Genomic DNA, 25,301 nt, shown 5'->3' on the forward strand with positions numbered 1-25,301 from the left:
CGCAGCCATGCGGCCGCGTGCCTCAGGCGGCGCGCACGTCGGACAGGAACTTGCCGACTTCATTCTTCAGCCGGTTCGAATCGTTCGACAGCATCTGCGCCGCCGAGAGCACCTGCGAGGAGGCCGTGCCGGTCTCGGTCGCGCCGCGCTGCACGTCGGTGATGTTGGCGGAGACCTGCTGGGTGCCCTGCGCCGCCTGCTGCACGTTGCGCGCGATCTCCTGGGTTGCCGCGCCCTGCTCTTCCACGGCCGCCGCGATCGCCGACGAGATCTCCGACAGGCGCTCGATGGTCGAGGAGATCTCCTTGATGGCGCCGACTGAATCGTTCGTCGCCGCCTGGATGCCGGATATCTGCTGGCCGATCTCGCCGGTCGCCTTCGCTGTCTGCTCGGCCAGCGCCTTCACCTCGGAGGCGACCACCGCAAAGCCGCGGCCGGCTTCACCGGCGCGCGCGGCCTCGATAGTGGCGTTCAGCGCCAAGAGATTGGTCTGGCCGGCGATGGTGTTGATGAGCTCGACGACGTCGCCGATGCGGGACGCCGCTTTGGACAGTTCGCTGACGCGCTCGGTGGTCGCGCGCGCCTGGCCGACGGCGTCGCCCGCCATCCGCGCCGATTCCTGCACCTGACGGCTGATCTCACCGACTGACGAGGCCATCTCCTCGGTCGCCGAGGCCACCGACTGCACGTTGGTCGAGGCTTCCTCCGAAGCTCCGGCAACTGTGGTCGCCAGCCGCTGCGAGCGGTCGGCCGTCGAGGTCAGCGTCGAGGCGGAGGCTTCGAGCTGGGTCGAGGCCGACGAGACGGTCTGGACGATCTCGCCGATCATCGTTTCGAATTCGCGGGTGATGCTGTCGACGCGGCGGCCGCGCTCGATCTTGGCTTCGGCGTCGGCCGCGGCAGCTTCGTCCGCCGCCCTCTTGGCGATCAGCGCCTCCTTGAAGACCTGGAGCACATCGGCCATGGCGCCGATCTCGGTCTTCTCGCCGCGATGCGGGACTTCGGCACTGAGGTCACCCTTGCCCAGCGCCTGCATGGGATCGGTGATGGAGCTGATGCCCCGGGAGACGTCACGAACAAGATAAAAACTGACGCCGATACCAATGACGACCGCCGCACCGAGAATGAGTGAGACCAGCATGAAGGCATGATCATAGCTGTCGTCAGCGTCTCGCGCGGCCTGATCCGCGCCCTTGGTGTTGAGCTCGATGTCCCGCCTCAAAATCTCGTCCGCCTGCAGCCCGATCTTGTTGACCGTCTTGCTGTTCAACTCGTGCGCTTCGTGCGGAATCTTGCCGGCCTCCTTGCGCGACAGGGCCATCACCTCCTGTGTGCCCTTCTTGTAGTCTTCCCACAGCTTGGACCACTCGCTGTAGAGCGCCCGTTCCTCAAGCGACGTGATCATGGCTTCATACGACTGCCGAAGCTTGGTATTCGCCTCGATCACGGTCCCAAGCGTTTTTTCCGCCGCCAGCTTCTCTTCCAACGTTTCGGACAGCATGTGCTCGCGGATCACGTTGCGATAGGTGATCACGCCGGCGCGCAGTTCGCCCAGCACGCGCACGCTGGGCATCCAGTTCGTGGTGATGTCGACGGTGTTGGCATTCATCGACCGCATCTTCATGACGGCGAGCAGACCCATGCCGGTCATTGCGACCAGCAGGAATGCCACGACACTGATGATCTTGGCGCGGATGGAAATAGTGGCGAACATGAACTGGGTCTCTTTGTGCTGGCCGGTGCGCGTCCGGGAACTACGAATCAAACAAAAGGAGCAGCACCGACATCCGACACCAGAGCACCTGCGCAGATGTTAACTACGACTCCGTACGAGTACGGAAAGCCGAAAGAAATGAACAGGCAGCTAACAATGCTCTGCGCTCAGCGCATGAGCTTAAGCGCGTCCGTGAAAAACTCCGGGCCACCGAAATTTCCGGACTTTAGCGCAAGCAGCATCTCGCCTGTCTCTGCACCGACCGCGCGCAACACCGGGACACCCGCCGCGATTTCCACTCCTACGAGAAATCCGGGAATCCTCAACCGGTCGACCACGGAGCCTGACGTCTCGCCACCCGCGACGATCAAGCGCCGAACGCCCGCCTGCACCAGGCCTTCGGCAATGTCGGCCATGGCCTGCTCGATGGCATGCCCGGCCGCATCGCGGCCGTGACGCGCCTGAACGGCGGCAACGGCTTCCGGTGTCGCGCTCGAGGCGATCAGGACAGGGCCATCCGCCAGCCGCGGTCTCGCCCAGGCCAGCGCCCGCTGCGCTTCGCCGCCCCCCGCGACGATCTGCTCGGGATCAAGATGTAACACCGGCATGACACGCTCGGCATTGGCGATCTGCTGAAGCGTTGCCTGGGAGCAGCTTCCGGCAAGGCAGGCCGCCGGCCCGCCAACCGCGGCGCCCGTCCCGCCTGCCGCCGTCGACTTGACCTTGCCTGTCGACACCAGCGCACGAGCGAGGCCAAGGCCGATGCCGGAGGCGCCGACCGAGAGCCGATGTTCGGCGGCGACGAGGCCGATCGTCTCGAGGTCGCGGTCGAACACGGCGTCGATGATCGCGGCACCGATGCCCTTGTCCGCGAGTTCGGCCAGGCGCGCCCGCACGGCGTCTGCACCGCGCGAGACTGTGGCGAGATCGACGAGGCCGATTTGCGTCTTGCTCTGGCGCGCCAAGACGCGCACCAGGTTGGAATCGTGCATCGGGTTGAGCGGATGGTCCTTCAGCGGGCTCTCGTTCAGCGGCACGGCGCCGACGAAGAGGTTGCCCTGGTAGACGGTGCGTCCTGTTTCCGGAAAGGCCGGCGTCACCAGCACGGCGCTTTCGCCGCATTCGGCGCGCAAGGCGTCCATCACCGGCCCGATATTGCCGGCATCGGTGGAATCGAAGGTCGAACAGATCTTGAACAGCACGTGGCCCGCGCCGCGGCCGCGCAACCATGTCTCCGCCGCGCGTGAGCGCGACACGGCAACGCTGGCGTCGATCGAACGGCTCTTCAGTGACACCACGACGGCGTCGACCTCGGGCAGCGCGAGATCGTTCGCGGGCACACCGATCGTCTGCACGGTACGCAGGCCCGCTCGCGTCAGCGTATTGGCGAGGTCGGAGGCGCCGGTGTAGTCGTCGGCGATGCAGCCCAACGCAAGTATCACGGCTTCACTCCCGCGTAAGGCTCGAACCAGGCGAGCCCATCCGTTGTCTTGCCGCGCGGATTGTATTCGCAGCCGACGAAGCCGGCATAGCCGAGCCGGTCGAGCTCAGTGAACAGGAACGGATAGTTCAGCTCCTCGCCGTCAGGCTCGTTGCGCGAGGGGATGCTGGCGATCTGGATGTGGCCGATGATCGGCATCATCTCGCGCAGCCGCATGGTGACGTCGCCGTGGATGATCTGGCAGTGATAGATGTCGAACTGGAGTTTTAGGTTCGGCAGCCTCAACTCCTGGATCAGGTCGCGGGCGAAGCCGAAATCGTTGAGGAAGTAGCCGGGCACGTTGCGTGCATTGATCGGTTCGATCACGATATCGATGCCGTGCGGCGCGAAGAACTCCGCGGCCCACGTCACCGATTTGTAGAAGGCCTCGATCGCGACGCGCTCGCCCCGATTGGCGATGCCGGCCATCAGGTGCAGGCGCTTGACGCCAGTCGCCTGGGCGTACGGCAATGCCCTCCCCAGGCTCGCCTTCAGATCGGAGAACCGCGCCGGTAACGCGGCAAAACCCTTGTCGCCGGCATTCCAGTCGCCCGGCGGCAGGTTGAACAGCGCCTGGGTCAGACCGTTGCGCTTGAGCCGCTCGCCGACCGCCTCGGCCGGATGCTCATAGGGAAAGAGAAACTCGACTGCGGTGAAGCCCGCTTGCGCGGCGGCATCGAAGCGGTCGAGGAACGGCACCTCGGTGAACATCATCGAGAGATTGGCGGCAAAACGGGGCATCGGAATCCTCTCAGCTCTACTTGTCGCCGGGCAGCTTGACGCCGGTGACCTGCGCATACATCCGCGCCACCGAAGCGTCGTCGTCACGGCCCATGCCCGCGGCTGACGTCATCAGAAACATCTGGAGCGCGGCGGCGGAGACCGGCACCGGGAATCTGGCGCTGCGCGCCATGTCCTGGATGATGCCGAGGTCTTTGACGAAGATCTCGACCGCGCTGCGCGGCGTGTAGTCGCCATCGAGCACGTGCGGCATCCGGTTCTCGAACATCCAGGAATTGCCGGCGGAGGCTGTGATCACCTCATAGACTTTGCGAATGTCGAGGCCCTGCTTGGCCGCGAACGCCATCGCTTCGCTGGCGGCGGCAATGTGCACGCCAGCGAGGAGCTGGTTGATCATCTTGAACGCGGCGCCCTGCCCTGCGGCGTCACCGAGCTCATAGACCTTTGCGGCCATGGCATCGAGAGCTGGACGCGCCTTGGCAAAAGCGGTGGAGCTACCGGACGCGAGGATGGTCAGCTCGCCTTGCGCGGCGCGCTGCGCCCCACCGGAGATCGGCGCATCCAGATAATGCCGGCCGGTCGCCTCAAACTGCTTGGCAAGACGCCGCGCGACATCCGGGTCCATGGTGGCCGAGGATATGAAGACGCTGCCCTTCGGCATGGTCTCGGCGGCGCCATCCTTGCCGAACAGGATGGCTTCGGTCTGGGCAGCGTTGACCACGACGCTGACGACGATGTCGGCGTCCTTGGCAGCGTCAGCCGGCGTCTTGGCGCCCGCGCCGCCGTCCTCCACGAAACGCGCGACGGCATCGTCGGAGACGTCGCACCCGGTGACGGCATGGCCGGCGCGTTTCAGCGAGGTCGCCATGCCAAAGCCCATCGAGCCGAGCCCGATCACGACGATGCGCTGATTTTGTGACGTGGAGGCGGACATGCAACTGACCCTTGCGAACGTTTCCCGGACCGCCGCCCTTTGCGGCGGCTCGGCGAACCGATAACACGGCTTGGCCGCGCTGCCAAAGCGTGAGACAAGCAGGCATGACGGCCATGAGCAACGAGACACGGCTGCGCGAGGATATCTGCCGCTTCGGGCGGTCGCTGTTCGAGCGCGGGCTGACGCCGGGCTCCTCCGGCAATATCAGCGTCAGGCTGGACGGCGGCGGTTGGCTGGTGACGCCGACCAACGCCTCGCTTGGCTTCCTCGATCCGGCGCGGCTGTCGCGGCTCGACGATCAGGGCCGGCTGGTTTCGGGCGATGCGCCGACCAAGGAAGTTCCGCTGCACACTGCGCTCTACGACACGCGCGGGAGCGCGCGCGCGATCGTGCACCTGCACTCGACCCATTCGGTTGCGCTCTCGATGCTGCCCGACATCGACCCGCGCGCCGCGCTGCCGCCGATGACGGCCTATTATCTAATGAAATGCGGCGCCACCGCGCTCGTGCCGTATTATCGCCCTGGCGATCGTGCGGTCGCGGATGCGATCAAAGGGCTGGCGGGGAAATATTCATCGGTGCTGCTCGCCAATCACGGCCCGGTCGTCGCCGGCGACACGCTGGAAGCGGCCGTGTTTGCGACCGAGGAGCTGGAGGAGACGGCGAAGCTGTATCTGTTGCTGCGCGGGATGAACCCACGATACCTCTCGCCGGATCAGGTGACGGATCTGGTGAAGGTGTTTGGAGTGACGCTGCCGGAGCATAGGGATGGGCATTAGTGTCGTGCGGTCATCGGCGCCCTAACGCCGCCTCACCCAGCGCTGTCATTCCCCGCGAAGGCGGGGAATCCAGTACGCCGCGGCTTGTCCGTATTTCACTGACGCCTCTGGAATACTGGATCGCCCGCCTTCGCGGGCGATGACACCGAGTGTGCGGAGCGTGAATGCCGCACACGCCACAGTTACAGCCCCAGATACGCCTTGCGGACGGCCGGATTGCCTTTGATCTCCGCGGCCGCACCCTGCATCAGCACGCGGCCGGTTTGCAGGATGTAGGCGCGATCGGCGATCTCGAGGCACTCGGCCATGCGCTGCTCGACGATCAGCACGGTCATGCCGGCATCGCGGATGCGCTTCACGGCCTGAAAGATCTCGTCGACCAGCTTCGGCATGATACCCTGCGAAGGCTCGTCCAGCATCAACAGCCGCGGACGCGTCATCAGAGCGCGGCCGATCGCGAGCATCTGCTGTTCGCCACCGGAGAGCGTCTCGGCGCGCTGCTCCAGGCGTTCGGCCAGACGCGGGAAAAGCTGGAAGACGAGATCGAGCGGCTCCTCACGGTTCGCCTCGCCGCGATAGAGATAGCTGCCGAGGCGCAGATTGTCGCGCACCGACAGACGGGGGAACAAGCGGCGGTTCTCGGGCACATAGGCAATGCCGGTGGCCGTGATGTGATGCTGCGCCATGCCATCGAGACGCTTGCCGTCGAATGTCACCGTGCCCGAACGCGGCCGCTCGGCGCCGGCAATGGACTTGAGCAGCGTCGACTTGCCCGCGCCATTGGCACCGGCAACGCAGACGATCTCGCCCTTCTGAACCTCGATCGAGACCGCGGAGATCGCGACCAGGCCCTGGTAGGCGGTCGTGACTTCACGCACCGACAGCATGACGATCTCCCAGATATGCGCTGATCACCTTGGGATCGCGGACGACCTCAGCAGGCTTGCCTTCGACCAGCACCTTGCCGAGGTCGAGCACGATGGCGCGATCGACCAAAGGCATCACGATCTCCATGACGTGCTCGACCATCAGCACGGTGATGCCGGCATCGCGCACCTTGCGCACCAAGGCGACGCCAGTCTGCGCCTCGGTCGGCGTGAGGCCGGTGAGGACTTCGTCGAGCAGCAGCAGCTTTGGCTCGGTTGCCAGCGCACGCGCGACTTCGAGGCGGCGCTTCTCGGCCGGCACGAGGTCGCTTGCGAGCACATTGGCGCGCGCGGCAAGGCCGGTGAATTCGAGCACCTCATGCGCCTTGCGGCGCGCCTCACGCATCACGGTGTTGCGAACCAAGGCGCCGACGATGACGTTGTCGATGACCGTCATGGTCTCAAAGCTCTTGACCACCTGGAAGGTGCGCCCGACGCCGCGCTGGCAGCGCTCGGCCGCCGGCATGCGGGTAACATCCTCGCCGTCGAACCAGATCGAGCCTTGCGTCGGCGGCAGCACCCCCGCGATGAGATTGAACAGCGTCGACTTGCCGGCGCCGTTCGGGCCGATCAGGCCGACGATCTCGCCGCGGCCGACCGAGATCGAGACATCGCTGTTGGCGACGAGCCCGCCAAAACGCTGCCAGACGCCACGGGTTTCGAGGAGCGCGGTCATCGTGTGGCCCCCTTCGCCTTGGTACGTGAGAGCAGGCTCACCAGACCCTGCGGCAACGCCAGCGAGATCAGCACGATCAGGGTGCCGTAGACGATGAGGTCGACGCCGCGCCCGGAACCGCCGATATAGGAGCGCGTCAGCTCCGTCATCGGGATCAGGATGGCGGCCCCCAACACCGGCCCCCAGAGGGTACCGATGCCACCGAGCACGGCCGGCAGTGCCATCAGCAGCGAGAACTGGAAGCCCATCACGCTCTCAGGATCGATATAGGCAAGGAACTGCGCATAGAATGCGCCGCCGATGGCGACGAGGAAGGCGGAGACGGCTGCCGCGCCCATCTTGGAGTTGAACACGACGACGCCGAGGCTTTCGGCCGCCTCCGGGTTGTCCTTCACCGCGCGCCACCAAAAGCCCCATTTGGAGTCCTCCAGCCACCAGGTGACGAACCAGGCGAGGCAGCACAATGCCAGCGCGAAATAAAAGTATGGCAGTTTGGTGCGCAGAAACTGGAATTTCAGCCAGCTGTCGCCGCGGATCGGAATGGTGATCCCCATCGCCGCTCCCGCCCACTCCCAGTTCTGGAACAGCAACAGGCCGATCTCGGCAATGACGATGGTCGCGATCACGAAGTAATGGCCGCGCAGGCGAAAGAAGGGATAGCCGAGCCCCATCGCGATCAGGGCGGCAATCACGCCGCCGCCGAGCATGCCGAACCAGGGCAGCACGCCGAACTTGGTGAACAAGAGTTCGGTGGTGTAGGCGCCGATGCCGAAATAGAGCGCGTGTCCCAGCGAGATCTGTCCGCAATAGCCGGAGAGGATGTTCCAACTCTGCGACAGCGCCGCATACATCAAGGTCAGGATGAGGATGTTCTGAACGTAGACGTCCTTGACGAGCAACGGCGCCAGCGCTGCGAGCCCGGCCAATACTGCGGCAATGATGAGGTCGCGGCGGCGCCGCGCGGCAAATTTATTGTCCATCACATCGACCCGAACAGGCCACGCGGCCGGATGAAGACGACGAGCAGGTAGACGGCGTAGATGCCGACCGACTTCAGCGAGGGCGGCAGCACCAAGGCGGTGACGGCCTCCACGAGGCCGACAATGATCCCGCCGGCAAAGGCCCCAAACACGCTGCCGAAGCCGCCCAGCGCCACCGTAACATAGGCGATCAGCGCGAAGGACGCGCCGACATCGGGGTAGATGTAGAAGAACACCGCCATGATGGCGCCGGCAAGACCGACCAGCGCGGCGCCAAGGCCCCAGCCCAGCGCAAACACGCGGTTCTTGTCGATGCCGACGAGAGCCACCGCGCCGGGATCCTCACGCGTCGCTTCCAGCGCGCGGCCGAAATCGGTCCGATTGATGAAGAAATAGAGTCCGGCGAAAGCGAGAATCGAGACCAGCGCGCCGATCAGCTGCGGCTCCGGCAGGAAGATGCCGGCGACCGAGATGGTCTTGCCGCCGAGCCAAGACTGCGGAATGCTGCGATAATCCGGCGTGAAGAAGAACTGCGCCAGGCCGCGCATCACGATGGCAAGGCCGAAGGTGGAGAAGATCTGCACCATGCCGGCATTGGCTTTGGCCCGCATGGCGAAGCGGACAATCAATAGATAGACCACCGCTCCGAACACGAACAGCGCCGCGGCGACCAGCGGCGCCGACAAAAGGGGATCGATGGCGAAGAACGCGAACAGGAAGAAGCTCACATACATCGCGATCATCAGGAACTCGCCATGAGCGAAGTTCACGACGTCCATCAGGCCGAAGATCAGCGCGAGGCCGACCGCGATCAGTCCATAGAGCAGGCCCATGAGCAGGCCGCTCGCGAGACTTTGGATAATGGCTTGGGCTGTCACCTCTGATCCCCCGTTCGAAACGTCATCGTTTGCTCCGTCATTGCGAGCGAAGCGAAGCAATCCAGAATCTCACCGCCGAGGCAGTCTGGATTGCTTCGTCGCTACGCTCCTCGCAATGACGAGGCATTCACGACGACCTCGATCTTCTGTCCTGCTTCAGCAGCGTCTTACTTCATCGGCCAGATCGCCTCGGCGATCGCGGCCTGCGGCGGGAAGATGGTGACGAACTTGCCGCCAACATATTGCAGCAGCACCGGGTCGGCGTCGTTGTTCTGGCCCATCTCGTCGAACTTGACCCGCTTCCAGGGCATGATGGTCTGCTCGCCCGGGATGTCGGTCGCCGCCAGCGCATCGCGAATCTTCTCGCCGTCGGTCGACTTGGCGCGGCTGATGGCATCGGCGAGGATGATCAGGCCCATGAACTGGCGCGAGGTGAGGTCGTTGAAGTCCTTGCCCGACTTCGCCTTGAACATCTCGTTGATCTTGCCGACCATCGGGCGCTTCTGCGCGAGGTCGAGCGAGAAGGTGCCGCGCGAGATCACGCCTTCGACTTTGTCGCCGACGGCATCATAAAGCGCCTTCTCGGAGAAGCCGGCATCCTGCGCCACGATCGCGTTCGGCTTGTAACCGAGCTCGGCCATGGTCTTGACCAAGAGGATGCCGTCGGTGGTGTAGCTCGACGGCATCAGCACGTCGGCATTGGCGGTCTTGAGCTGCTGCACCTCGGCCGAGAGCGAGGGCGAGTTGGCACGGTACTTGATGTCGGTGACGATTTTGTAGCCGCGCTCGCCGGCGATCTTGGCCTGGGCGTTGCCGGAGTCGGTGCCGAAGATGGTGTCCTCGTGGAACAGCGAAAGCGTCTCGATCTTGGTGCCCTTCTTCTTCATGGCATCGAAGAAGTCGAACATCGCGGCCGAGTACATCTCGTCATGCGGCGCGGCACGGAAGTAATATTTCAAGCCGCGGCGATGCAGGCTCGGCGAGGAATTGTCGGCGGAGACGAACGGGATCTGGTAGCGCTCGCAGATCTGGCTGACAGTGACGGCGACCGCGCTCTGATAGGTGCCGATGATGGCGGCGACCTTTTCCTGCGTGATCAGGCGCTCGGCCTCGGCACGCCCCTTCTGCGGATCGGCCTGGTGGTCGGCGAACACGAGGCGGACCTTGGCGCCGCCGAGGCCCGGCAGGCCTTCACCTTTCGCCAGCGGCAGGTCGAAATCGGTGTCCTTGTTGATGACTTCGAGCGCGGTTTCATAGGCCTTCTGCGCATCGACGCCCTGCTGCGCGCTGCCGCCGGAGAACGGATAGATCACGCCGATCACGACTTCCGAGGTCTGTGCGCGCGCTGCCAGCGGCACCAGCGCGGCCGTAGCGGTAGCTCCTAACAACACGTCGCGGCGAGAGATCGTCATGGCAAAGTTCCCTGTACTGAATTTCGACTGATCGAATGAAGTGATTGATGGATGCGGTAAAGCCTGAACAAGCAGCATACGCTGCCCATTAAATCACGGCCATGGTCCTGTTCTTGAGATCCGTCACCAGCATCAGGCCGGGCGAATGCGTGATCGCGAACGGCAGTTTGGCGGCATTGATCACCGATTGCGGCGTCACGCCGCAAGCCCAGAACACCGGGATCTCGTCATCGGCGACCGGAACGGGATCACCGTAGTCAGGCTTGGCAATGTCCTTGATGCCGATCAGATGCGGATGGCCGAGATGCACCGGCGCACCGTGCACGGCGGGATATCGCGAGGTGATCTGCACCGCGCGGATCACGTCCGCCGGCTTGAACGGACGCATCGACACCACCATCGGGCCGGCAAAGGGGCCAGCCTCGCCGCAAGCGATGTTGGTGCGGTACATCGGCACGCGCACGTTCTGTTCGATGTGACGGATCGGCATTCCCTCCTCGAGCAGCGCCTCTTCGAACGAGAAGGAGCAGCCAAGCACGAAGGTCACGAGATCGTCGCGCCAGTAGCTCTTCACGTCGGTCGGCTCGTCGACGATCTCGCCGTCACGCCAGACGCGGTAGCGCGGCACGTCGGTGCGGATGTCGAGATCGACGCCGAGCGAGGGGATGTGCGGGCTGCCGACGTCGGACATGCCGATGATCGGGCACGGCTTCGGATTGAGCTGGCAGAAGCGGTGAAAGGCGCTGGCACATTCCGCCGGGAGGATTGCCAGATTGCCCTGGACGAAGCCGGGCGCAACGCCGGCGGTGGAGGCGACCTGCCCTTCGCGATAGGCAAGCCGCGCCTTGCGGCTCGGGAGCGTGTCGGGCGTTTCAGTTTGCTGCGCTGCCACCAAAACAGTCATGGGATCGACCTGCCTATAAACTCGACAAAGACAAGCCAACACCAAGCATGCTATAAAGTCTAATCGTCGTTTCTAATCAAATTCGATAAATTTTCTTTATCGAATGGGAAGATCCTTCCAATGCTGGACTTCAGATCGATCGAGACATTTCTCTGGGTTGTGAAGCTCGGCAGCTTTCGGGGCGCCGCGCAACGGCTCAACACGACCCAGCCGGCGATCTCCCAGCGCATCGCCCAGCTCGAGCGCGAGATGGGCGTAAAGCTCCTCAACCGCGATCATCGCGTGGCCTCGCCGACCCCGAGCGGCCGGCAGATGATGGTCTATGCGGAGAAGCTGATCGGGCTGCGCGCCGCGATGATGGCGGAGATCGGCGACCGTTCGGCGATGCGCGGCGTGATGCGACTCGGCGTCGCCGAGACCATCGTGCACACTTGGCTGCCCCGCCTGGTGAAGAGCATGAACGAGGTCTATCCGAACCTGTCGCTGGAGATCGAGGTCGACATCACGCCGAACCTCACCGCGCGTCTGCTCGCACAGGAGATTGAGCTGGCGTTCGTCGTGGGACCGCTGTCCGCTTCCGGCGTGCACAACCGCGTGCTCGCCGATTATCCGATCGGTTTCCTCGCCAGCCCCTCGCTCGGCCTCGGCAAGGGGCCGGTGACGCCGGCGGAGCTCGCGCGATTTCCGATCATTACCTTCCCGCGCAAGACCAAGCCTTACGAGGTCGTGCGCGAGGTGTTCGACCGGCCCGAGCTGCCGCCAATCCGACTGCATGCCTCCGCCTCGCTGGCCACGGTCATCCACATGGCGGTCGAAGGGCTCGGCATCGCCGTGATCCCCGACGCCATCGTCGAGAACGAACTCGCCGACGGGAGGCTGCAACTGCTCGACACCGATCTCGCGATCGCGCCGCTGACCTTCACCGCGAGCTGGCTCGCCTCGCCCGACGTCGTGGCTATCGAGCGCGTCGCGGAGCTGGCGCGGCAGATTGCGCAGAGCAGCCTCGCGGTTGACGCGCCCGCGCTGGCGCGTCATTGAAAAAGGCGCCGGACAATTGAGAGACTGACCGCATGAGCCGAGCCGCCACCAACCTGCAGATCGATCCCGTCCGCCTCTGGGGCTCCATCCACGAGACCGCGCAGTTCGGCGCGACGGCCAAGGGTGGCGTGCGGCGGCTGACGCTCAGCTCCGAGGACAAGCAGGTCCGCGATTGGTTCCGCAAGGCCTGCGAAGACGCGGGCCTGGAGGTGCATGTCGATGCGCTCGGCTCGATGTTCGGCCTGCGCAAGGGGCGCGACATGACAAAGCCGCCCGTCGGCATCGGCTCGCATCTCGACACCCAGCCGACCGGCGGCAAGTATGACGGCATTTTGGGTACGCTCGGCGCACTGGAAGTGATCCGCACGCTGAACGATGCCGGCATTGAGACGGAAGCGCCGATCTGCATCGTCAACTGGACCAACGAGGAAGGCTCGCGCTTCGCACCGGCGATGATGGCGTCTGGCGCCTATGTCGGCGATTTCACCACCGATGACATTTTGTCGCGCAAGGACGCTGAAGGCATGACCGTCAGGCAGGCGCTCGACGGCATCGGTTATCGCGGCGACAAGCCGGTCGGTTTCCAGAAGCTCCGCTGCTTCGTCGAATTGCACATCGAGCAGGGCCCGATCCTGGAGGCCGAAGGCAAGACCATCGGCGTGGTCGATTCCGGCCAGGGCGTGCTGTGGTACGACGGCAAGATTTCCGGCTTCGAGAGCCATGCAGGCTCGACACCGATGCCGCTGCGGCGCGACGCGCTGGCGACACTGTCGGAGATCGTGCTGGCGATGGAGGCGATTGCGAAGAAACATGGTCCGAACGCGGTCGGCACCATCGGCGAGGCCGTGATCGCAAATCCCTCGCGCAACGTCATTCCCGGCGAGATCGCCTTCACCATGGATTGCCGCAGCGCGGATGGCGCCATTATGGACGCGCTCGATCGCGATTTGCGCGCCGCGATTGCCGAGATCGCTGCGCGCCGCAAGGTCGAGGTCAAGGTCGACCTGGTCTGGCGCAAGCCGCCGACGCATTTCGATCCCAAGCTGATTGCGACGGTCGAGAACGCGGCGAAGATGCTCGGCTATTCCTCTCGCCGCATCACCTCCGGGGCTGGCCACGACGCCTGCAACCTCAACACCGTCATGCCGGCGGCTATGGTGTTCGTGCCCTGCAAGGACGGCATCAGCCACAACGAATTGGAGGATGCCACGCAAGCGGACTGTGCCGCGGGGACCAACGTGCTCATGCACACCGTGCTGGCGATCGCCGGCGTCGCGTCCTGACCGGAGAGAACCATGCGCGGAGTTTTCGTCGACGCCAATGAAACGCTGGCGGTGATCATGGAGCGGCTGGAGAAGCCCGGCGATCCCAAAGTGCGGATCCACAGGAATCCTGATATCAAGCCGGAGCAATATCCGGAGATTCTCGACGGCGCCGAAATCGCGATCATTGATCACACTTCGCTTCCGACCGACGTCGCAAAGAAGTGCACCGGCCTCAAGCACGTCGTGTTCCTGGGCACCGGCGCGCGCAGCTACATGAACCCGGAGGAACTGGCCGAGCTCGGCATCTCCGTGCATCTGATCAAGGGCTACGGCGACACGGCGGTGGCGGAATCCGCGATCGCGCTGATGTGGGCCTCGGCCCGCGTCATCGCGATGATGGATCGCGAGATGCGCGGCGGCAATTGGCTGCGCGAGGACGGTATGCAGCTCACCGGCAAGACGCTCGGGCTGATCGGCTTCGGCGGCATCGCCGCGGAAGTGGCGCGCATTGCGTCCGGCAGCGGCATGAAGGTGATCGCCTGGAACCGCTCGCCGAAGAGCCATCCTGGCGTAGAATTCACCGATCTCGATACCGTGCTGGCAAGGAGCGACGTCGTGTCGCTGCATCTGCTGCTCAGTGACGAGACGCGCGGCATGATCACGCGCGAGAAGATCTTTGCGATGAAACGCGGTGTCATCCTCATCAACACCGCTCGCGCCGCGATCGTGGACGAAGCCGCCATGATCGATGCCCTGAAATCGGGCCACATCCGGCATGCCGGCCTCGACGTCTTCAACATCGAGCCGCTGCCCGGCGGCCATCCGCTGACAAAATTGCCGAATGTGACGCTGTCGGCGCATTCCGCCTTCCGCACGCCGGAGGCGAGCGAGAACCTGATTGGCGCGGCGTGGGAGCACTGCCGCCGGATCGTGAAGGGATAACAGCAACAACAATGGCCGATTACCGCACCATCAAGGCAGAGAAGCTCACCAGCGTCATCCATGCCATCGCCAAGGCGGGCGGATCCACCGATCGCGAAGCCGAATTGGTCTCCACCAACCTCGTCGAGGCGAACCTGAAAGGCCACGACTCGCACGGCGTCGGCATGATTCCGCGCTATGCCGAGGCGGTCGCCGAGGGCGGCCTCGCGGTCAACCAGCACGTCAAGATCGTGATGGACACTGGCCCCCTGCTCACCCTCGACGGCCTCACCGGCTATGGCCAGGTGATGGGCCAGGAGGCGATGGAGCTGGGCGCCGAGCGCGCCAAGCGCAACGGCGTGTGCGTCGTCGGCCTCTCCAACTCGCACCATATCGGGCGCATCGGCCATTGGGCCGAGCAGTGCATTGAGCACGGGCTGGTGTCGATCCACTTCGTCAACGTGATCTCGCGTCCGATAGTGGCACCCTGGGGTGGCAGCGATGCGCGCCACGGCACCAATCCGTTCTGCGTCGGCATCCCGCGCGCAGGCCACGAGCCGATCGTGCTCGACTTCGCCACCAGCAAGATTGCGCAGGGCAAGACCCGCGTCGCCTACAACAAGGGGGTCGCGCTCGATCCCGGCACCATCATCGATAACGAAGGCAGGCCAACCACGAACCCGCGCTACACCGTGATCGCGCCGCACGGCGCCATCCTGCCGTTCGGCGAGCATAAGGGTTCTGGGTTGGCGTTGGTGTGCGAAATTCTCGGCGGCGCACTTTCGGGCGGGCAGGTCGTCAAAGGCCCGGCCGACAGCAAGCGCCGCGTCCTCAACGGCATGCTCTCGATCATCATCGATCCGAACAAGCTCGGCACCGGCGAGAACCTCGCGCGCGAAGTCGAGAGCTTCGTCGCCTGGCACACCGGCTCGCCCCCCGCCCCGGGTGTCGACAAGGTGAAGATCGCCGGCGAGCCCGAGCGCGAGACCAAGAAGAAGCGGCTGGCCGAGGGCATTCCTGTGGATCCGAATACCTGGCAGGAGATTCTGGACGCCGGAAAGCGGTTCGGGCTCGATCAGGCGACGATTGAGAAGATTGCGGGCTAAGCAGAGCGAGGCACGCTTGTCTTCCCTTCTCCCCTTGTGGGAGAAGGTGGCGCGAAGCGCCGGATGAGGGGTTCTCGCAGCGAGCAAAAACCCACAATGAGAGGTCTGCTTCTGCGGAGATAGACTCCTCCTCACCCGTCTTCGATGCTTCGCATCGAAGCCACCCTCTCCCACGAGGGGAGAGGGTAAAACAGCGAACTAGTCTACCATCTCCGCCACCGCCTTGCCGCAGGCGGTGGTGTCGGCATTGCCGCCGAGATCCTTCGTCCGCAGCGTGCGTTCGGCGAGCGTGCGCTCGATCGCGTCGACGATCGACTTGCCGGCTTCCTTCTCGCCGAGATGCTCGAGCATCATCGCGCCCGACCAAATCATGCCGATCGGGTTGGCGATGCCCTGCCCCGCGATATCGGGAGCCGAGCCGTGCACCGGCTCGAACACCGATGGGAAATTGCGCTCGGGATTGATGTTACCAGACGGCGCGATGCCGATGGTGCCGGTGCAGGCCGGGCCGAGATCGGAGAGGATGTCACCGAACAGATTGGAGCCGACCACGACGTCGAACCAGTCCGGATGCAGCACGAAGTTCGCGGTGAGAATATCGATGTGGTACTTGTCCCATTTCACGCCCGGGAACTTCTTGGCCATCGCCTCCACGCGTTCGTCCCAATAGGGCATGGTGATGGAGATGCCGTTCGACTTCGTCGCCGAGGTCAGGTGCTTCTTCGGCCGCGACTGCGCGAGCTCGAAGGCGAACTTCAGGATGCGGTCAACGCCGGTGCGAGTCATCACCGTCTGCTGCGTCACGAACTCGCGCTCGGTGTCCGGGAACATGCGGCCACCGACGGAGGAATATTCACCTTCCGTGTTCTCGCGCACCACCCAGAAATCGATGTCGCCGGGCTTGCGATTCGCCAGCGGCGACGGCACGCCGGGCATCAGCCGCACGGGACGCAGGTTCACATACTGGTCGAACTCGCGGCGGAATTTGATCAGCGAGCCCCACAGCGAGACGTGGTCCGGAATCTTGGCCGGCCAGCCGACCGCGCCGAAATAGATCGCATCGTGCTTACCGATCTTCTCCTTCCAGTCATCCGGCATCATCTGGCCGTGCTTCTCGTAATAATCCCAGGACGAGAAGTCGAAATGGTCGAATTGCAGGGACACGCCGTGCTTCTTCGCCGCCGCTTCCAGAACGCGCAGGCCCTCAGGCATCACTTCCTTGCCGATGCCGTCGCCGGGAATGACTGCGATCCGGTATTGTTTCTTGCTCATCGAGAACGTCCTTGGTTGGTTTCGGCAGCCGCCTTTTGATTGCACTGCAATGGACCAAACGCGGCGGCAGTGCAACGCTGCACTGCAATGTTGACCGTGGCGCGACCGAGCGCCTACTGATCTGATCCTGTTCCCATCCTGCGAGTACCCCTCATGGATCTGCATCTGCGCGGTAAGCGCGTCCTGATCACGGGCGCATCCAAGGGCATCGGCGCGGCCGCCGCCGAGGCGTTTGCCGAGGAAGGCGCGCATCTGCTGCTTGCCGCCCGCAGCGGCGAGCAGCTCAAGGCGCTGGCCGAGCGGTTGCGTTCCGCGCACCAGATCGACGCCGCGACGAGTGTCGTCGATCTGCGCAAAGCCGAGGACATTGCGCGGCTCGCCAAGGAGGCCGCCGGCATCGACATCCTCGTCAACAATGCCGGCGACATCCCCGGCGGGTCCATCGACAAGATCGACGAGGCGACCTGGCGGCACGCCTGGGAATTGAAGGTGTTCGGGTACATCAACCTCACCCGGCAGATCTACGCGCAGATGAAAGCCAAGGGTGGCGGCGTGATCGTCAACGACATCGGCGCGGCCGGCGAGAAGTTTGATGGCAATTACATCTGCGGCAGCGCCGGCAATGCTGCGCTGATGGCGTTCACCCGTGCCCTCGGTGGAAAAAGTCTCGCCGACAACATCCGTGTGGTTGGCATCAATCCCGGCCCTGTCGGCACCGACCGCCACGTCACCCTGCTCAAGACGCGGGCAAAGCACCAATTTGGCGACGAGAGCCGCTACAGCGAATTCCAGAAGAGTCTGCCGCTCGGGCGCCCTGCGCATGCGCGCGAGATCGGCGACCTCATGGCGTTCCTGGCGTCGGCTCGCTCGGGCTATACGTCGGGCGTGATCTATACCGTCGATGGCGGCATCAGCGCCGGGTGGGGGTAGGTCTATCCCTCCTCATTGCGAGCGCAGCGAAGCAATCCAGAATGCCTCTACGCAAAAGGTCTGGATTGCTTGGTCGCTTCGCTCCTCGCAACGAGGGAGCCTAGAAGAAGCACAGGAGTAAACTAATTGTCTCAAGAGCTGATTCGCGAAACCGCGTGCACCGTCGTCGACAAATTGCGGTCCGGCGACATCTCCCCGCTCGAGCTGCTGGATGTGCTGGAGAAGCGCATCAGTGAAGTCGACAGCAAGGTCAACGCGCTGCCGACGCTGTGCTTCGATCGCGCCCGGGATCACGCCAAGGCGCTGATGCAGAAGCCGGCCGGCGCACGCGGGCTGCTCGCGGGCCTGCCGGTGCCGATCAAGGATCTGACCGACGTTGCGGGCGTGCTGAACACCCAGGGCTCGCCGATCTTCAAGGACAACATCCCGGCGAAATCCGACCTCATGGTCGAGAACCTCGAGGCCAACGGCGCGGTCGTCTACGCCAAATCCAACACACCGGAATTCGGCGCCGGCGCCAACACCTTCAACGAGGTATTCGGCGCGACCCTCAATCCCTGGGATACTTCGAAATCTGCGGCCGGGTCCTCCGGCGGCGCAGCAGTTGCGCTCGCCACCGGCATGGCCTGGCTCGCGCAGGGCTCAGACATGGGCGGCAGCCTGCGCAGCCCGGCGAGCTTCTGCGGCATCGTCGGCATGCGGCCGAGCATCGGCCGTGTCGCGCATACGCCGAAGGCAGGCATCGACCGCAATCTGGGCGTGCAGGGTCCGATGGCGCGCAACGTCGAGGATCTCGCGCTGCTGCTGGATGCCATGAGCGGCGACTATGCCGCCGATCCGCTGTCGCTGCCGGCGCCTTTGACTTCGTTTCTCTCGGCGGCGCAGTCCGGCAAGAAGCCGAAGCGCATCGCCTATTCGCCCGATCTCGGCATCACGCCGGTCGATCCCGAGGTCAAGGCGACCACGCGCAAGGCAGCTGAACGTTTCGCCGAGGCCGGCGTCATCGTCGAGGAGGCGCATCCGGACTGGCGCGAGGCGCATGAATGCTTCCACGTGCTGCGCGCTTTCGATTTCGCGATCAGCAAGGCGCAACTTCTCCGGACCAAGCGTGACCTGCTCAAGCCCGAGGTGATCTGGAACATCGAGGAAGGCCTCAAGCTCACCGTCGAGCAGCTTGAGCGCGCCGAGGCCCAGCGCGTCGGCATGACCGCGCGCGCCGTCGAGTTCTTCAAGACCTACGACCTCCTGCTGGTGCCGACGACGATCGTGCCGCCCTTCCCCGTCGAGCATCGCTATGTCGCCGAATGCGCCGGCAAGACGTTCGAGAACTATGTCGAATGGCTCGGCATCGTCTACGCTATCACGCTCGCCTGCTGCCCGTCGCTGTCGCTGCCCTGCGGCTTTACCGCGTCCGGCCTGCCTGTCGGCGTGCAGGTGGTCGGCGCACCGCGCGCAGATGCGCAGGTGATTGCAGGCGCGAAGGTGCTGGAGGATATATTGGGCCTGCGCGGCACGACCCCGATCGATCCGAAGGTGAAGAATTAATCTCGCTCTGGTGCCCGGACGCAGCGCAGCGCTCTTTCAGCGATGCGCTGCATCGCCGCGGCCCGAGCGTCACCGCGCGCCTGATGCCTCCAGACTCCGGCTGTAGCGCGACATCGCAAAGCAAAAGACAAAATAGATTGCGGCGACGAAGATATAGACCTCGACGGAAAACTGCTGCCAAGCGGGATCGATGATCGCGGTCTTCGCCGTCGTCAGCAGGTCGAAGATGCCGATGATCAGCACGAGACTGGTATCCTTGAAGAAGGCGATGAAGGTGTTGACCAGTGGCGGGATGACGTGGCGGATCGCCTGCGGCAAGATGATCAGCCGGTGCTTGCGCCAGTAGGACAGTCCCAGCGCGTCGGCAGCCTCATACTGCCCGCGCGGTACGGCCTGGAGACCACCGCGGATGACTTCGGCAAGGTAGGCGCCCGCGAACAGTATGATCGCGATCTGTGCGCGCAACAGCTTGTCGATGTTGAACCCACTCGGCATGAACAGCGGAAACATCACGCTCGCCATGAACAAGAGGCTCACCAGCGGCACGCCGCGGATCAGCTCGACATAGAGCACGCTGAGCGAGCGGATTGCCGGAAGCTTCGAACGACGGCCGAGCGCGACGAGGATGCCGAGCGGAAAGCCGAACGCGAGTCCAAACGTCGCCAGGATCAGCGTGACCGGCAATCCGCCCCAGCGGTCCTGCGAGACGAACGAGAGCCCGAGCACCCCGCCCCACATCAGCACGCTGATCAGCGCGAGTGCACCGATCCAGATGAAAACGAGTTCGCGCCGCCACAGTGCGCGGCGGGTCGAGAGATAGAACAGCGGAATGAACAGCACGACCGACAACGCCGGTCGCCACTGTTCGCCGAATGGATAGGTGCCGAACAGGATGAAGCGGTACTTTTCGGGGATGACAGCCCAGCAGGCGCCGATGCCGCGCACCGCGCGGCAAGCGCTGGAATCATTCGCCGGCGTAAGCCAGACAGCGCTGGCGATGCCCCATTGCACGAAGCTGATCACGCCCTTCGCGAGCACCGCCAGCAGCACGATCGTGAGGATGCCGTTCGGAATCGACGAGAACAAGTTGCTGCGCAGCCAGCGCAGCATCGGATTACCAACTTGCGGGCGGCGAGCGGCACGCGGCACGTCCGGCATATCGCTGATCGCCGTCATCCTCAGCGCTCTACCAGCGCGATGCGCGCATTATACCAGTTCATGAAAAAGCTGATCCCGAGACTGATGGTCAAGAACACCGCCATGATCAGCGCGATCGCCTCGATCGCCTGCCCGGTCTGGTTCAGCGTGGTGTTGGCGATCGAGACCACGTCCTGGTAGCCGATCGCGACAGCGAGCGATGAGTTCTTTGTCAAATTGAGATACTGACTCGTCATCGGCGGAACGATCACGCGCAATGCCTGTGGCAGGATGATCTGCCGCAGCATGAAGCTGCGGCGCAGGCCAAGCGCGTTGGCGGCGTCCCACTGTCCCCGCGGCACCGACTGGATGCCGCTGCGCACGATCTCGGCGACGAAGGCCGAGGTGTAGGTGACGAGTGCGAGCAACAGCGCGAAATATTCCGGCGCCAGCGTCAGCCCGCCAACAAAGTTGAAGCCGCGCAGCTCGGGCCATTCGATGCTCCAGGATGCACCGAGCAGCACGGACGCCAGCGCCGGCAACGCAATCACCAGCGCAACCGCAAAGGGCCACGCCGACCGCGGCTTGCCATCGCGCATCTGCTGCGCGACCAGCGATCGCCGGACGATATAGAACACCGCGCAACCCAGCACGGCGGTGCCGAGGACCGCGAGCTGCGCCGGCCCGAACGGGATCGCCGGCAGGATCAGGCCGCGATTGGACAGGAACACACCCTCGACTGGTCGCCACGCGGCGCGTGCGGCCGGCAGCGCCTGCATCAACACGTACCAGAACAGGAGCTGAAGCAGCAGCGGGATATCGCGGAGCGTCTCGACATAGACCGCAGCGAGCCGTGACAGCAGCCAGTTCGCCGACAATCGCGAAATGCCGATCAGCGTGCCCAAAATCGTCGCGAGCACGATTCCGATCACGGCAACGCGCAAGGTGTTGGTGACGCCGACGATGAACGCCCAGAGATAAGTGTCTCTCGGATTATAGGCGAGCAGACTGTCGGCGATCGGCATCCCGGCCTCGCGACCGAGGAAGGCGAAGCCAGTCGTGATGCGCCGAGCCGAGAGGTTCGTGACGGTGTTGGACCAAAGGAAAGCGACGACCGCTACCGCGATGCCGACGACCAGCACCTGCCAGAACAGGCCCTTCAGCTCGCGGCGCCCAAAGGCGCCGATGAAACGACGGCGTGGCGGCGGTCTCGGCACGTCTGATGTCACGGCACAAAAACCTTCTCAAAAAGGCAGCGATTTCCGGCAGCGCACGTCAACTGTTGCACCAAACTTCAATCCATGCAACAAATGTTTCATGGTCGAGCCCGCGAAATCCTCGCCGTTGAGCGAGCTGCGTATTGCATTGCCATCGCTCCCGATGCGCTTGCAGGAAGTCGGACGCTTCGTCGCCGCCAACGATTACGACGCCACCACCCGTTCCATGCGCGATCTCGCGGCGGAAGCCGGCGCCGATCCTGCTGCGTTCACGCGACTTGCGAAGGCGATCGGCTATTCCGGCTGGGAGGAATTGCGCGCGGCGCTGACCGAGGCGCGGCGGCCATCGCAGACCGCGCCCTTCTCCGGCCGCGCAAAGGGCCGTCGGCACGGGCCGAACGCCGATGTCGCGCTCGTCATCGACAAGCTCCAGGCGGAGGCCGCGGGTCTTCGACGGATCCCGGCGCAGCCGATCGCGGAAGCTGCCCGCGCGCTGCACGACGCCAAGCGGATTTGGATCGCCGGCTATCGAAGCTGCCGCAGCGTCGCGGAATTGCTGAACTACGAGCTGCGACTGTTTCGACCCGAACAGGTCCAACTCGTCGGCGCTTCCGGGCCCGACGACCTCGATCTCGGCGCGTTCCGGCCCGGGGAAGCGGTCATCGTCGTCGGCTTCCTGCCCTACACGCATGCAAGCGTCCGCGTCGCACAGGCGGTCTATCGTACCGGCGCGACACTGGTCGCCATCGCGGATAGTCTCTCGGCACCGATGGCAGAGGGCGCCGACCACGTGCTGCTGTTCGAGGCGGCCTCCTCCCCCGGCTTCTTTCCGAGCCTCACTGGCGCGATTGCGATCGCGCAGTCGCTCGCGGCGGTCACGTTCTCGCTCGGCGGGGTTGCCGCGAAGAAGCGTCTGGAAAGTACCGAGGCGCGACTCGCTGCGGCCTCCACTTACGTCCCAGAGAAAGGTTGACCCATGGCCGCCCGCACCAGCCGTGTGTTGCATCGCTCATTGCGCGAAACGCCGCCCAAGGCGATCGGCGGCGAAGGCGTCTATCTCTTCGCCGAGGATGGCCGGCGCATCATCGATGCCTCCGGCGGCGCGGCGGTCTCCTGCCTCGGGCACCAGCACCCGCGCGTGATCGCGGCGATGGCGAAGCAGGCCGCGACGCTTGCCTATGCTCATACGGCGTTCTTCTCCTCCGAGCCGGCCGAGGCGCTGGCCGACGCGCTGGTTGGGCACGAGCCCGGCGGTCTCGCCTACGCTTATTTCGTCAGCGGCGGATCGGAAGCGATCGAGGCCAGCATCAAGCTCGCGCGGCAATATTTCATCGAGCGCGGCGAGCCGCAGCGGCAGCACTTCATCGCGCGGCGGCAGAGTTATCACGGCAACACGCTCGGCGCGCTGGCCGCCGGCGGCAATGCCTGGCGACGCGCGCCCTACGCGCCGCTGCTCTCGGCTGCGTTCAGCCACGTCATGCCGGCCTTCGCCTATCACGAGAAGCGCGAGGGCGAGGCGGACGCGCAGTTCGTCGCGCGCCTTGCCGCCGAGCTCGAGGCCGAGTTTCAGCGGCTGGGGCCCGACACGGTCGCGGCGTTTCTCGCCGAGCCCGTGGTCGGCGCCACCGCCGGCGCCGTGACCGCGCCGGACGGCTACTTCAAGGCCATGCGCGAGATCTGCGACCGGCACGGCGCGCTGCTGATCCTCGACGAGGTCATGTGCGGCATGGGCCGCACCGGCACCACGCACGCTTGGGAGCAGGAAGGTGTCGCGCCCGATATCCAGGCGATCGCCAAGGGGCTCGGCGGTGGCTACCAGCCGATCGGCGCGATGCTCGCGAGCGGCAAGATCATCGACACGATCCGCGCCGGCTCAGGCGCGTTCCAGCACGGTCACACTTATCTGGCGCATCCCCTCGCCTGCGCGGCGGCGCTCGCGGTGCAAAACGTGATCCGCGAGGACGGCCTGCTCGATCGGGTCAGGGAGCGCGGACGACAACTCGAGCAGCGGCTGACCGAACGCTTCGGCAATCACCGCCATGTCGGCGACATCAGGGGCCGCGGCCTGTTCTGGGCCATCGAGCTCGTCGCCGATCGCGCCAGCCGCACCTCGTTCGATCCGGCGCTCAAGCTGCACCAGAAAATCAAGGCGGAGGCGCTCGCCAACGGGCTCGGCTGCTATCCCGGCGGCGGCACCGTGGACGGCGCGCGCGGCGACCACGTGCTGCTGGCGCCGCCCTATATCGCTTCCGCAGATGAGATCGACCTGATCGTCGACAGGCTTGGCACGGCCGTCGACAACGTGTTGCGTAATGTCAATCACTGAGGGGAGAGTAGCATGATTAGGAAAGTGGTTATCGCAGCGGGCGTGCTCGCAGCATCGACTGTTGTCGCTTCGGCCGCGACGCTCGACACGGTGAAGAGCCGCGGCACGTTGGTGTGCGGCGTCAGCGCCGGTTTTGCCGGCTTCTCCGCGCCGGATTCGCAAGGCAACTACAAGGGTCTCGACGTCGACTATTGCCGCGCCCTTGCGGCCGGCGTGCTCGGTGATCCCAACAAGGTGCGTTACGTCTCGCTGACTGCGCAGAATCGCTTCACCGCGCTGCAATCGGGCGAGATCGACGTACTCTACCGCAACTCGACCCAGACCTACTTGCGCGGCGTCACGCTGGGCCTGCGGCAGGGTCCGATCAACTTCTACGACGGCCAGGGCTTCGTCGTGAAGAAGGACCTCGGCGTGAAGGAGCTCAAGGACCTCAAGGGCGCCACCGTCTGCGTGGCTCAAGGCACCACGCATGAGGTCACGCTGGGCGATTACGGCCGCGCCAACGGCATCGACTGGAAGCCGCTGGTGTTCGACCGCATCGACACCATGTACCAGACCTTTTTCGGCGGCCGTTGCGATGCCATGACCCAGGACGCCTCCGCGCTCGCAGGTGCAGTGACCACCGCGGCGCCGAACCCGGCCGACTATGTCGTGCTGCCGCAGACCATCAGCAAGGAGCCGCTCGGCCCCTTCACCCGCAACGGCGACGAGGTCTGGAGCGACATCATCACCTGGCTGCATTACGGCCTGATCGAGGCAGAAGAGCTCGGCGTCACGCAAGCCAATGTCGAGGAAATGGCGAAATCGCAGACGCCTGCAATCCAGCGGCTCCTTGGTGCCTCCGGCGACCTCGGCTCGCGGCTTGGGCTCGACAACAAATGGCTGGTCACGGCGATCAAGACCACCGGCAATTATGGCGAGATCTACGAGCGCAATGTCGGCAAGGCCAGCCCGCTCAAGCTCGATCGTGGCCTCAATGGGCTCTGGAGTAAAGGCGGCTTGATGTACGCCATTCCGTTCAAGTAAGGAGTTCACCTCTCCCCGCTTGGTCGGATTACGCAGCAATCCGGCTGAGGAAGGACTCTCCACCCTCCGACTGTCGCCATATGCGCTGATAGAG

23 protein-coding genes are annotated in these 25,301 nt (G+C 64.5%); 10 read left to right on the top strand and 13 right to left on the bottom strand.

Annotated features, from left to right (window positions below; translation table 11 throughout):
- Positions 1-22: 22 nt before the first annotated feature.
- The 4 genes from IVA78_RS32245 to ltnD all read right to left on the bottom strand — a co-directional run bounded on the left by IVA78_RS32245 (position 23) and on the right by ltnD (position 4,869).
- The gene (locus tag IVA78_RS32245; protein WP_247279787.1) at positions 23-1,714 is read right to left on the bottom strand and encodes a methyl-accepting chemotaxis protein; all 1,692 of its coding nucleotides are present in this window, start codon (positions 1,712-1,714) and stop codon (positions 23-25) included.
- A gap of 167 nt (positions 1,715-1,881) precedes the next feature.
- Positions 1,882-3,156 (bottom strand): 3-oxo-tetronate kinase, encoded by a 1,275-nt coding sequence (otnK, locus tag IVA78_RS32250; protein WP_247279788.1) that lies wholly within the window; start codon positions 3,154-3,156, stop codon positions 1,882-1,884.
- Positions 3,153-3,935, bottom strand: coding sequence for a 2-oxo-tetronate isomerase (otnI, locus tag IVA78_RS32255; RefSeq protein ID WP_247279789.1), 783 nt, complete (start codon positions 3,933-3,935; stop codon positions 3,153-3,155). The genes otnK and otnI overlap by 4 nt, the downstream gene beginning before the upstream one ends.
- Before the next feature lie 16 nt (positions 3,936-3,951).
- The gene (gene ltnD, locus IVA78_RS32260; RefSeq protein WP_247279790.1) at positions 3,952-4,869 is read right to left on the bottom strand and encodes an L-threonate dehydrogenase; all 918 of its coding nucleotides are present in this window, start codon (positions 4,867-4,869) and stop codon (positions 3,952-3,954) included.
- 104 nt (positions 4,870-4,973) lie between these two features.
- On the opposite strand from ltnD, the gene IVA78_RS32265 reads away from it, so the two are divergent.
- The gene (locus IVA78_RS32265) at positions 4,974-5,648 is read left to right on the top strand and encodes an aldolase (RefSeq protein WP_247279791.1); all 675 of its coding nucleotides are present in this window, start codon (positions 4,974-4,976) and stop codon (positions 5,646-5,648) included.
- Between the two features lie 182 nt (positions 5,649-5,830).
- On the opposite strand, the gene IVA78_RS32270 is transcribed toward IVA78_RS32265, so the two are convergent.
- From IVA78_RS32270 to IVA78_RS32295, 6 genes are all read right to left on the bottom strand, one after another.
- Entirely contained in the window at positions 5,831-6,535 is a 705-nt protein-coding gene (locus IVA78_RS32270) for an ABC transporter ATP-binding protein (protein ID WP_247420781.1), read from the bottom strand.
- On the bottom strand, positions 6,519-7,250 hold the full coding sequence (locus IVA78_RS32275; protein WP_247469422.1) for an ABC transporter ATP-binding protein: 732 nt from the start codon (positions 7,248-7,250) through the stop codon (positions 6,519-6,521). The genes IVA78_RS32270 and IVA78_RS32275 overlap by 17 nt, the downstream gene beginning before the upstream one ends.
- On the bottom strand, positions 7,247-8,230 hold the full coding sequence (locus IVA78_RS32280; protein ID WP_247279794.1) for a branched-chain amino acid ABC transporter permease: 984 nt from the start codon (positions 8,228-8,230) through the stop codon (positions 7,247-7,249). The genes IVA78_RS32275 and IVA78_RS32280 overlap by 4 nt, the downstream gene beginning before the upstream one ends.
- On the bottom strand, positions 8,230-9,108 hold the full coding sequence (locus tag IVA78_RS32285) for a branched-chain amino acid ABC transporter permease (protein ID WP_346015458.1): 879 nt from the start codon (positions 9,106-9,108) through the stop codon (positions 8,230-8,232). Before IVA78_RS32285 ends, IVA78_RS32280 begins: the two co-directional genes overlap by 1 nt.
- Positions 9,109-9,275: 167 nt before the next feature.
- On the bottom strand, positions 9,276-10,520 hold the full coding sequence (locus tag IVA78_RS32290) for an ABC transporter substrate-binding protein (RefSeq protein ID WP_247279795.1): 1,245 nt from the start codon (positions 10,518-10,520) through the stop codon (positions 9,276-9,278).
- Between the two features lie 88 nt (positions 10,521-10,608).
- A complete protein-coding gene (locus tag IVA78_RS32295) occupies positions 10,609-11,424 on the bottom strand; it encodes a putative hydro-lyase (RefSeq protein ID WP_247279796.1) in 816 nt (271 codons plus the stop codon).
- Positions 11,425-11,544: 120 nt separating this feature from the next.
- On the opposite strand from IVA78_RS32295, the gene IVA78_RS32300 reads away from it, so the two are divergent.
- From IVA78_RS32300 to IVA78_RS32315, 4 genes are read left to right on the top strand one after another with little or no spacing between them, the layout of a single operon-like run.
- A complete protein-coding gene (locus IVA78_RS32300) occupies positions 11,545-12,462 on the top strand; it encodes a LysR family transcriptional regulator (RefSeq protein ID WP_247279797.1) in 918 nt (305 codons plus the stop codon).
- A gap of 32 nt (positions 12,463-12,494) precedes the next feature.
- Positions 12,495-13,745 carry a Zn-dependent hydrolase gene (locus tag IVA78_RS32305; RefSeq protein WP_247279798.1) on the top strand — a complete coding sequence of 417 codons (1,251 nt, stop codon included), beginning with the start codon at positions 12,495-12,497 and terminating at the stop codon, positions 13,743-13,745.
- A 12-nt stretch (positions 13,746-13,757) separates the two neighbouring features.
- Complete coding sequence (locus tag IVA78_RS32310) at positions 13,758-14,669, top strand: NAD(P)-dependent oxidoreductase (protein ID WP_247279799.1); 912 nt, start codon at positions 13,758-13,760, stop codon at positions 14,667-14,669.
- Positions 14,670-14,680: 11 nt separating this feature from the next.
- Entirely contained in the window at positions 14,681-15,754 is a 1,074-nt protein-coding gene (locus IVA78_RS32315; RefSeq protein ID WP_247279800.1) for a malate/lactate/ureidoglycolate dehydrogenase, read from the top strand.
- Positions 15,755-15,952: 198 nt separating this feature from the next.
- Here the strand turns inward: IVA78_RS32315 and IVA78_RS32320 are convergent, their stop codons facing one another.
- Positions 15,953-17,026: a tartrate dehydrogenase gene (locus tag IVA78_RS32320; RefSeq protein ID WP_247449733.1), complete on the bottom strand. Its 1,074-nt coding sequence runs from the start codon at positions 17,024-17,026 to the stop codon at positions 15,953-15,955.
- 153 nt (positions 17,027-17,179) lie between these two features.
- On the opposite strand from IVA78_RS32320, the gene IVA78_RS32325 reads away from it, so the two are divergent.
- The gene (locus tag IVA78_RS32325; RefSeq protein WP_247279802.1) at positions 17,180-17,956 is read left to right on the top strand and encodes an SDR family oxidoreductase; all 777 of its coding nucleotides are present in this window, start codon (positions 17,180-17,182) and stop codon (positions 17,954-17,956) included.
- A 126-nt stretch (positions 17,957-18,082) separates the two neighbouring features.
- Positions 18,083-19,501, top strand: a complete 1,419-nt coding sequence (locus tag IVA78_RS32330; protein WP_247279803.1) for an amidase family protein — start codon at positions 18,083-18,085, stop codon at positions 19,499-19,501.
- A gap of 69 nt (positions 19,502-19,570) precedes the next feature.
- Here the strand turns inward: IVA78_RS32330 and IVA78_RS32335 are convergent, their stop codons facing one another.
- On the bottom strand, positions 19,571-20,677 hold the full coding sequence (locus IVA78_RS32335) for an amino acid ABC transporter permease (RefSeq protein ID WP_247469424.1): 1,107 nt from the start codon (positions 20,675-20,677) through the stop codon (positions 19,571-19,573).
- 2 nt (positions 20,678-20,679) lie between these two features.
- Positions 20,680-21,867, bottom strand: coding sequence for an ABC transporter permease subunit (locus IVA78_RS32340; protein WP_346015459.1), 1,188 nt, complete (start codon positions 21,865-21,867; stop codon positions 20,680-20,682).
- An 88-nt stretch (positions 21,868-21,955) separates the two neighbouring features.
- Here IVA78_RS32340 and IVA78_RS32345 point away from each other — a divergent pair, with 88 nt between their 5' ends.
- From IVA78_RS32345 to IVA78_RS32355, 3 genes are read left to right on the top strand one after another with little or no spacing between them, the layout of a single operon-like run.
- Positions 21,956-22,828 carry a MurR/RpiR family transcriptional regulator gene (locus IVA78_RS32345; protein WP_247279806.1) on the top strand — a complete coding sequence of 291 codons (873 nt, stop codon included), beginning with the start codon at positions 21,956-21,958 and terminating at the stop codon, positions 22,826-22,828.
- Between the two features lie 3 nt (positions 22,829-22,831).
- A complete protein-coding gene (locus IVA78_RS32350; protein ID WP_247279807.1) occupies positions 22,832-24,181 on the top strand; it encodes an aspartate aminotransferase family protein in 1,350 nt (449 codons plus the stop codon).
- 12 nt (positions 24,182-24,193) lie between these two features.
- Positions 24,194-25,207 carry an amino acid ABC transporter substrate-binding protein gene (locus IVA78_RS32355; protein WP_247279808.1) on the top strand — a complete coding sequence of 338 codons (1,014 nt, stop codon included), beginning with the start codon at positions 24,194-24,196 and terminating at the stop codon, positions 25,205-25,207.
- Positions 25,208-25,301: the final 94 nt, after the last annotated feature.

This window comes from Bradyrhizobium sp. 137 (assembly GCF_023074095.1).
Taxonomy (GTDB): Bacteria; Pseudomonadota; Alphaproteobacteria; order Rhizobiales; family Xanthobacteraceae; genus Bradyrhizobium.

Coding starts and splice junctions, on each gene's coding strand:
- IVA78_RS32245 (WP_247279787.1), bottom strand. CDS start 1,714: ATGTTCGCCACTATTTCCATCCGCGCCAAGATCATCAGTGTCGTGGCA.
- otnI (WP_247279789.1), bottom strand. CDS start 3,935: ATGCCCCGTTTTGCCGCCAATCTCTCGATGATGTTCACCGAGGTGCCG.
- ltnD (WP_247279790.1), bottom strand. CDS start 4,869: ATGTCCGCCTCCACGTCACAAAATCAGCGCATCGTCGTGATCGGGCTC.
- IVA78_RS32265 (WP_247279791.1), top strand. CDS start 4,974: ATGACGGCCATGAGCAACGAGACACGGCTGCGCGAGGATATCTGCCGC.
- IVA78_RS32270 (WP_247420781.1), bottom strand. CDS start 6,535: ATGCTGTCGGTGCGTGAAGTCACGACCGCCTACCAGGGCCTGGTCGCG.
- IVA78_RS32275 (WP_247469422.1), bottom strand. CDS start 7,250: ATGACCGCGCTCCTCGAAACCCGTGGCGTCTGGCAGCGTTTTGGCGGG.
- IVA78_RS32280 (WP_247279794.1), bottom strand. CDS start 8,230: ATGGACAATAAATTTGCCGCGCGGCGCCGCCGCGACCTCATCATTGCC.
- IVA78_RS32290 (WP_247279795.1), bottom strand. CDS start 10,520: ATGACGATCTCTCGCCGCGACGTGTTGTTAGGAGCTACCGCTACGGCC.
- IVA78_RS32295 (WP_247279796.1), bottom strand. CDS start 11,424: ATGACTGTTTTGGTGGCAGCGCAGCAAACTGAAACGCCCGACACGCTC.
- IVA78_RS32300 (WP_247279797.1), top strand. CDS start 11,545: ATGCTGGACTTCAGATCGATCGAGACATTTCTCTGGGTTGTGAAGCTC.
- IVA78_RS32305 (WP_247279798.1), top strand. CDS start 12,495: ATGAGCCGAGCCGCCACCAACCTGCAGATCGATCCCGTCCGCCTCTGG.
- IVA78_RS32310 (WP_247279799.1), top strand. CDS start 13,758: ATGCGCGGAGTTTTCGTCGACGCCAATGAAACGCTGGCGGTGATCATG.
- IVA78_RS32315 (WP_247279800.1), top strand. CDS start 14,681: ATGGCCGATTACCGCACCATCAAGGCAGAGAAGCTCACCAGCGTCATC.
- IVA78_RS32320 (WP_247449733.1), bottom strand. CDS start 17,026: ATGAGCAAGAAACAATACCGGATCGCAGTCATTCCCGGCGACGGCATC.
- IVA78_RS32325 (WP_247279802.1), top strand. CDS start 17,180: ATGGATCTGCATCTGCGCGGTAAGCGCGTCCTGATCACGGGCGCATCC.
- IVA78_RS32335 (WP_247469424.1), bottom strand. CDS start 20,677: ATGACGGCGATCAGCGATATGCCGGACGTGCCGCGTGCCGCTCGCCGC.
- IVA78_RS32345 (WP_247279806.1), top strand. CDS start 21,956: ATGGTCGAGCCCGCGAAATCCTCGCCGTTGAGCGAGCTGCGTATTGCA.
- IVA78_RS32350 (WP_247279807.1), top strand. CDS start 22,832: ATGGCCGCCCGCACCAGCCGTGTGTTGCATCGCTCATTGCGCGAAACG.
- IVA78_RS32355 (WP_247279808.1), top strand. CDS start 24,194: ATGATTAGGAAAGTGGTTATCGCAGCGGGCGTGCTCGCAGCATCGACT.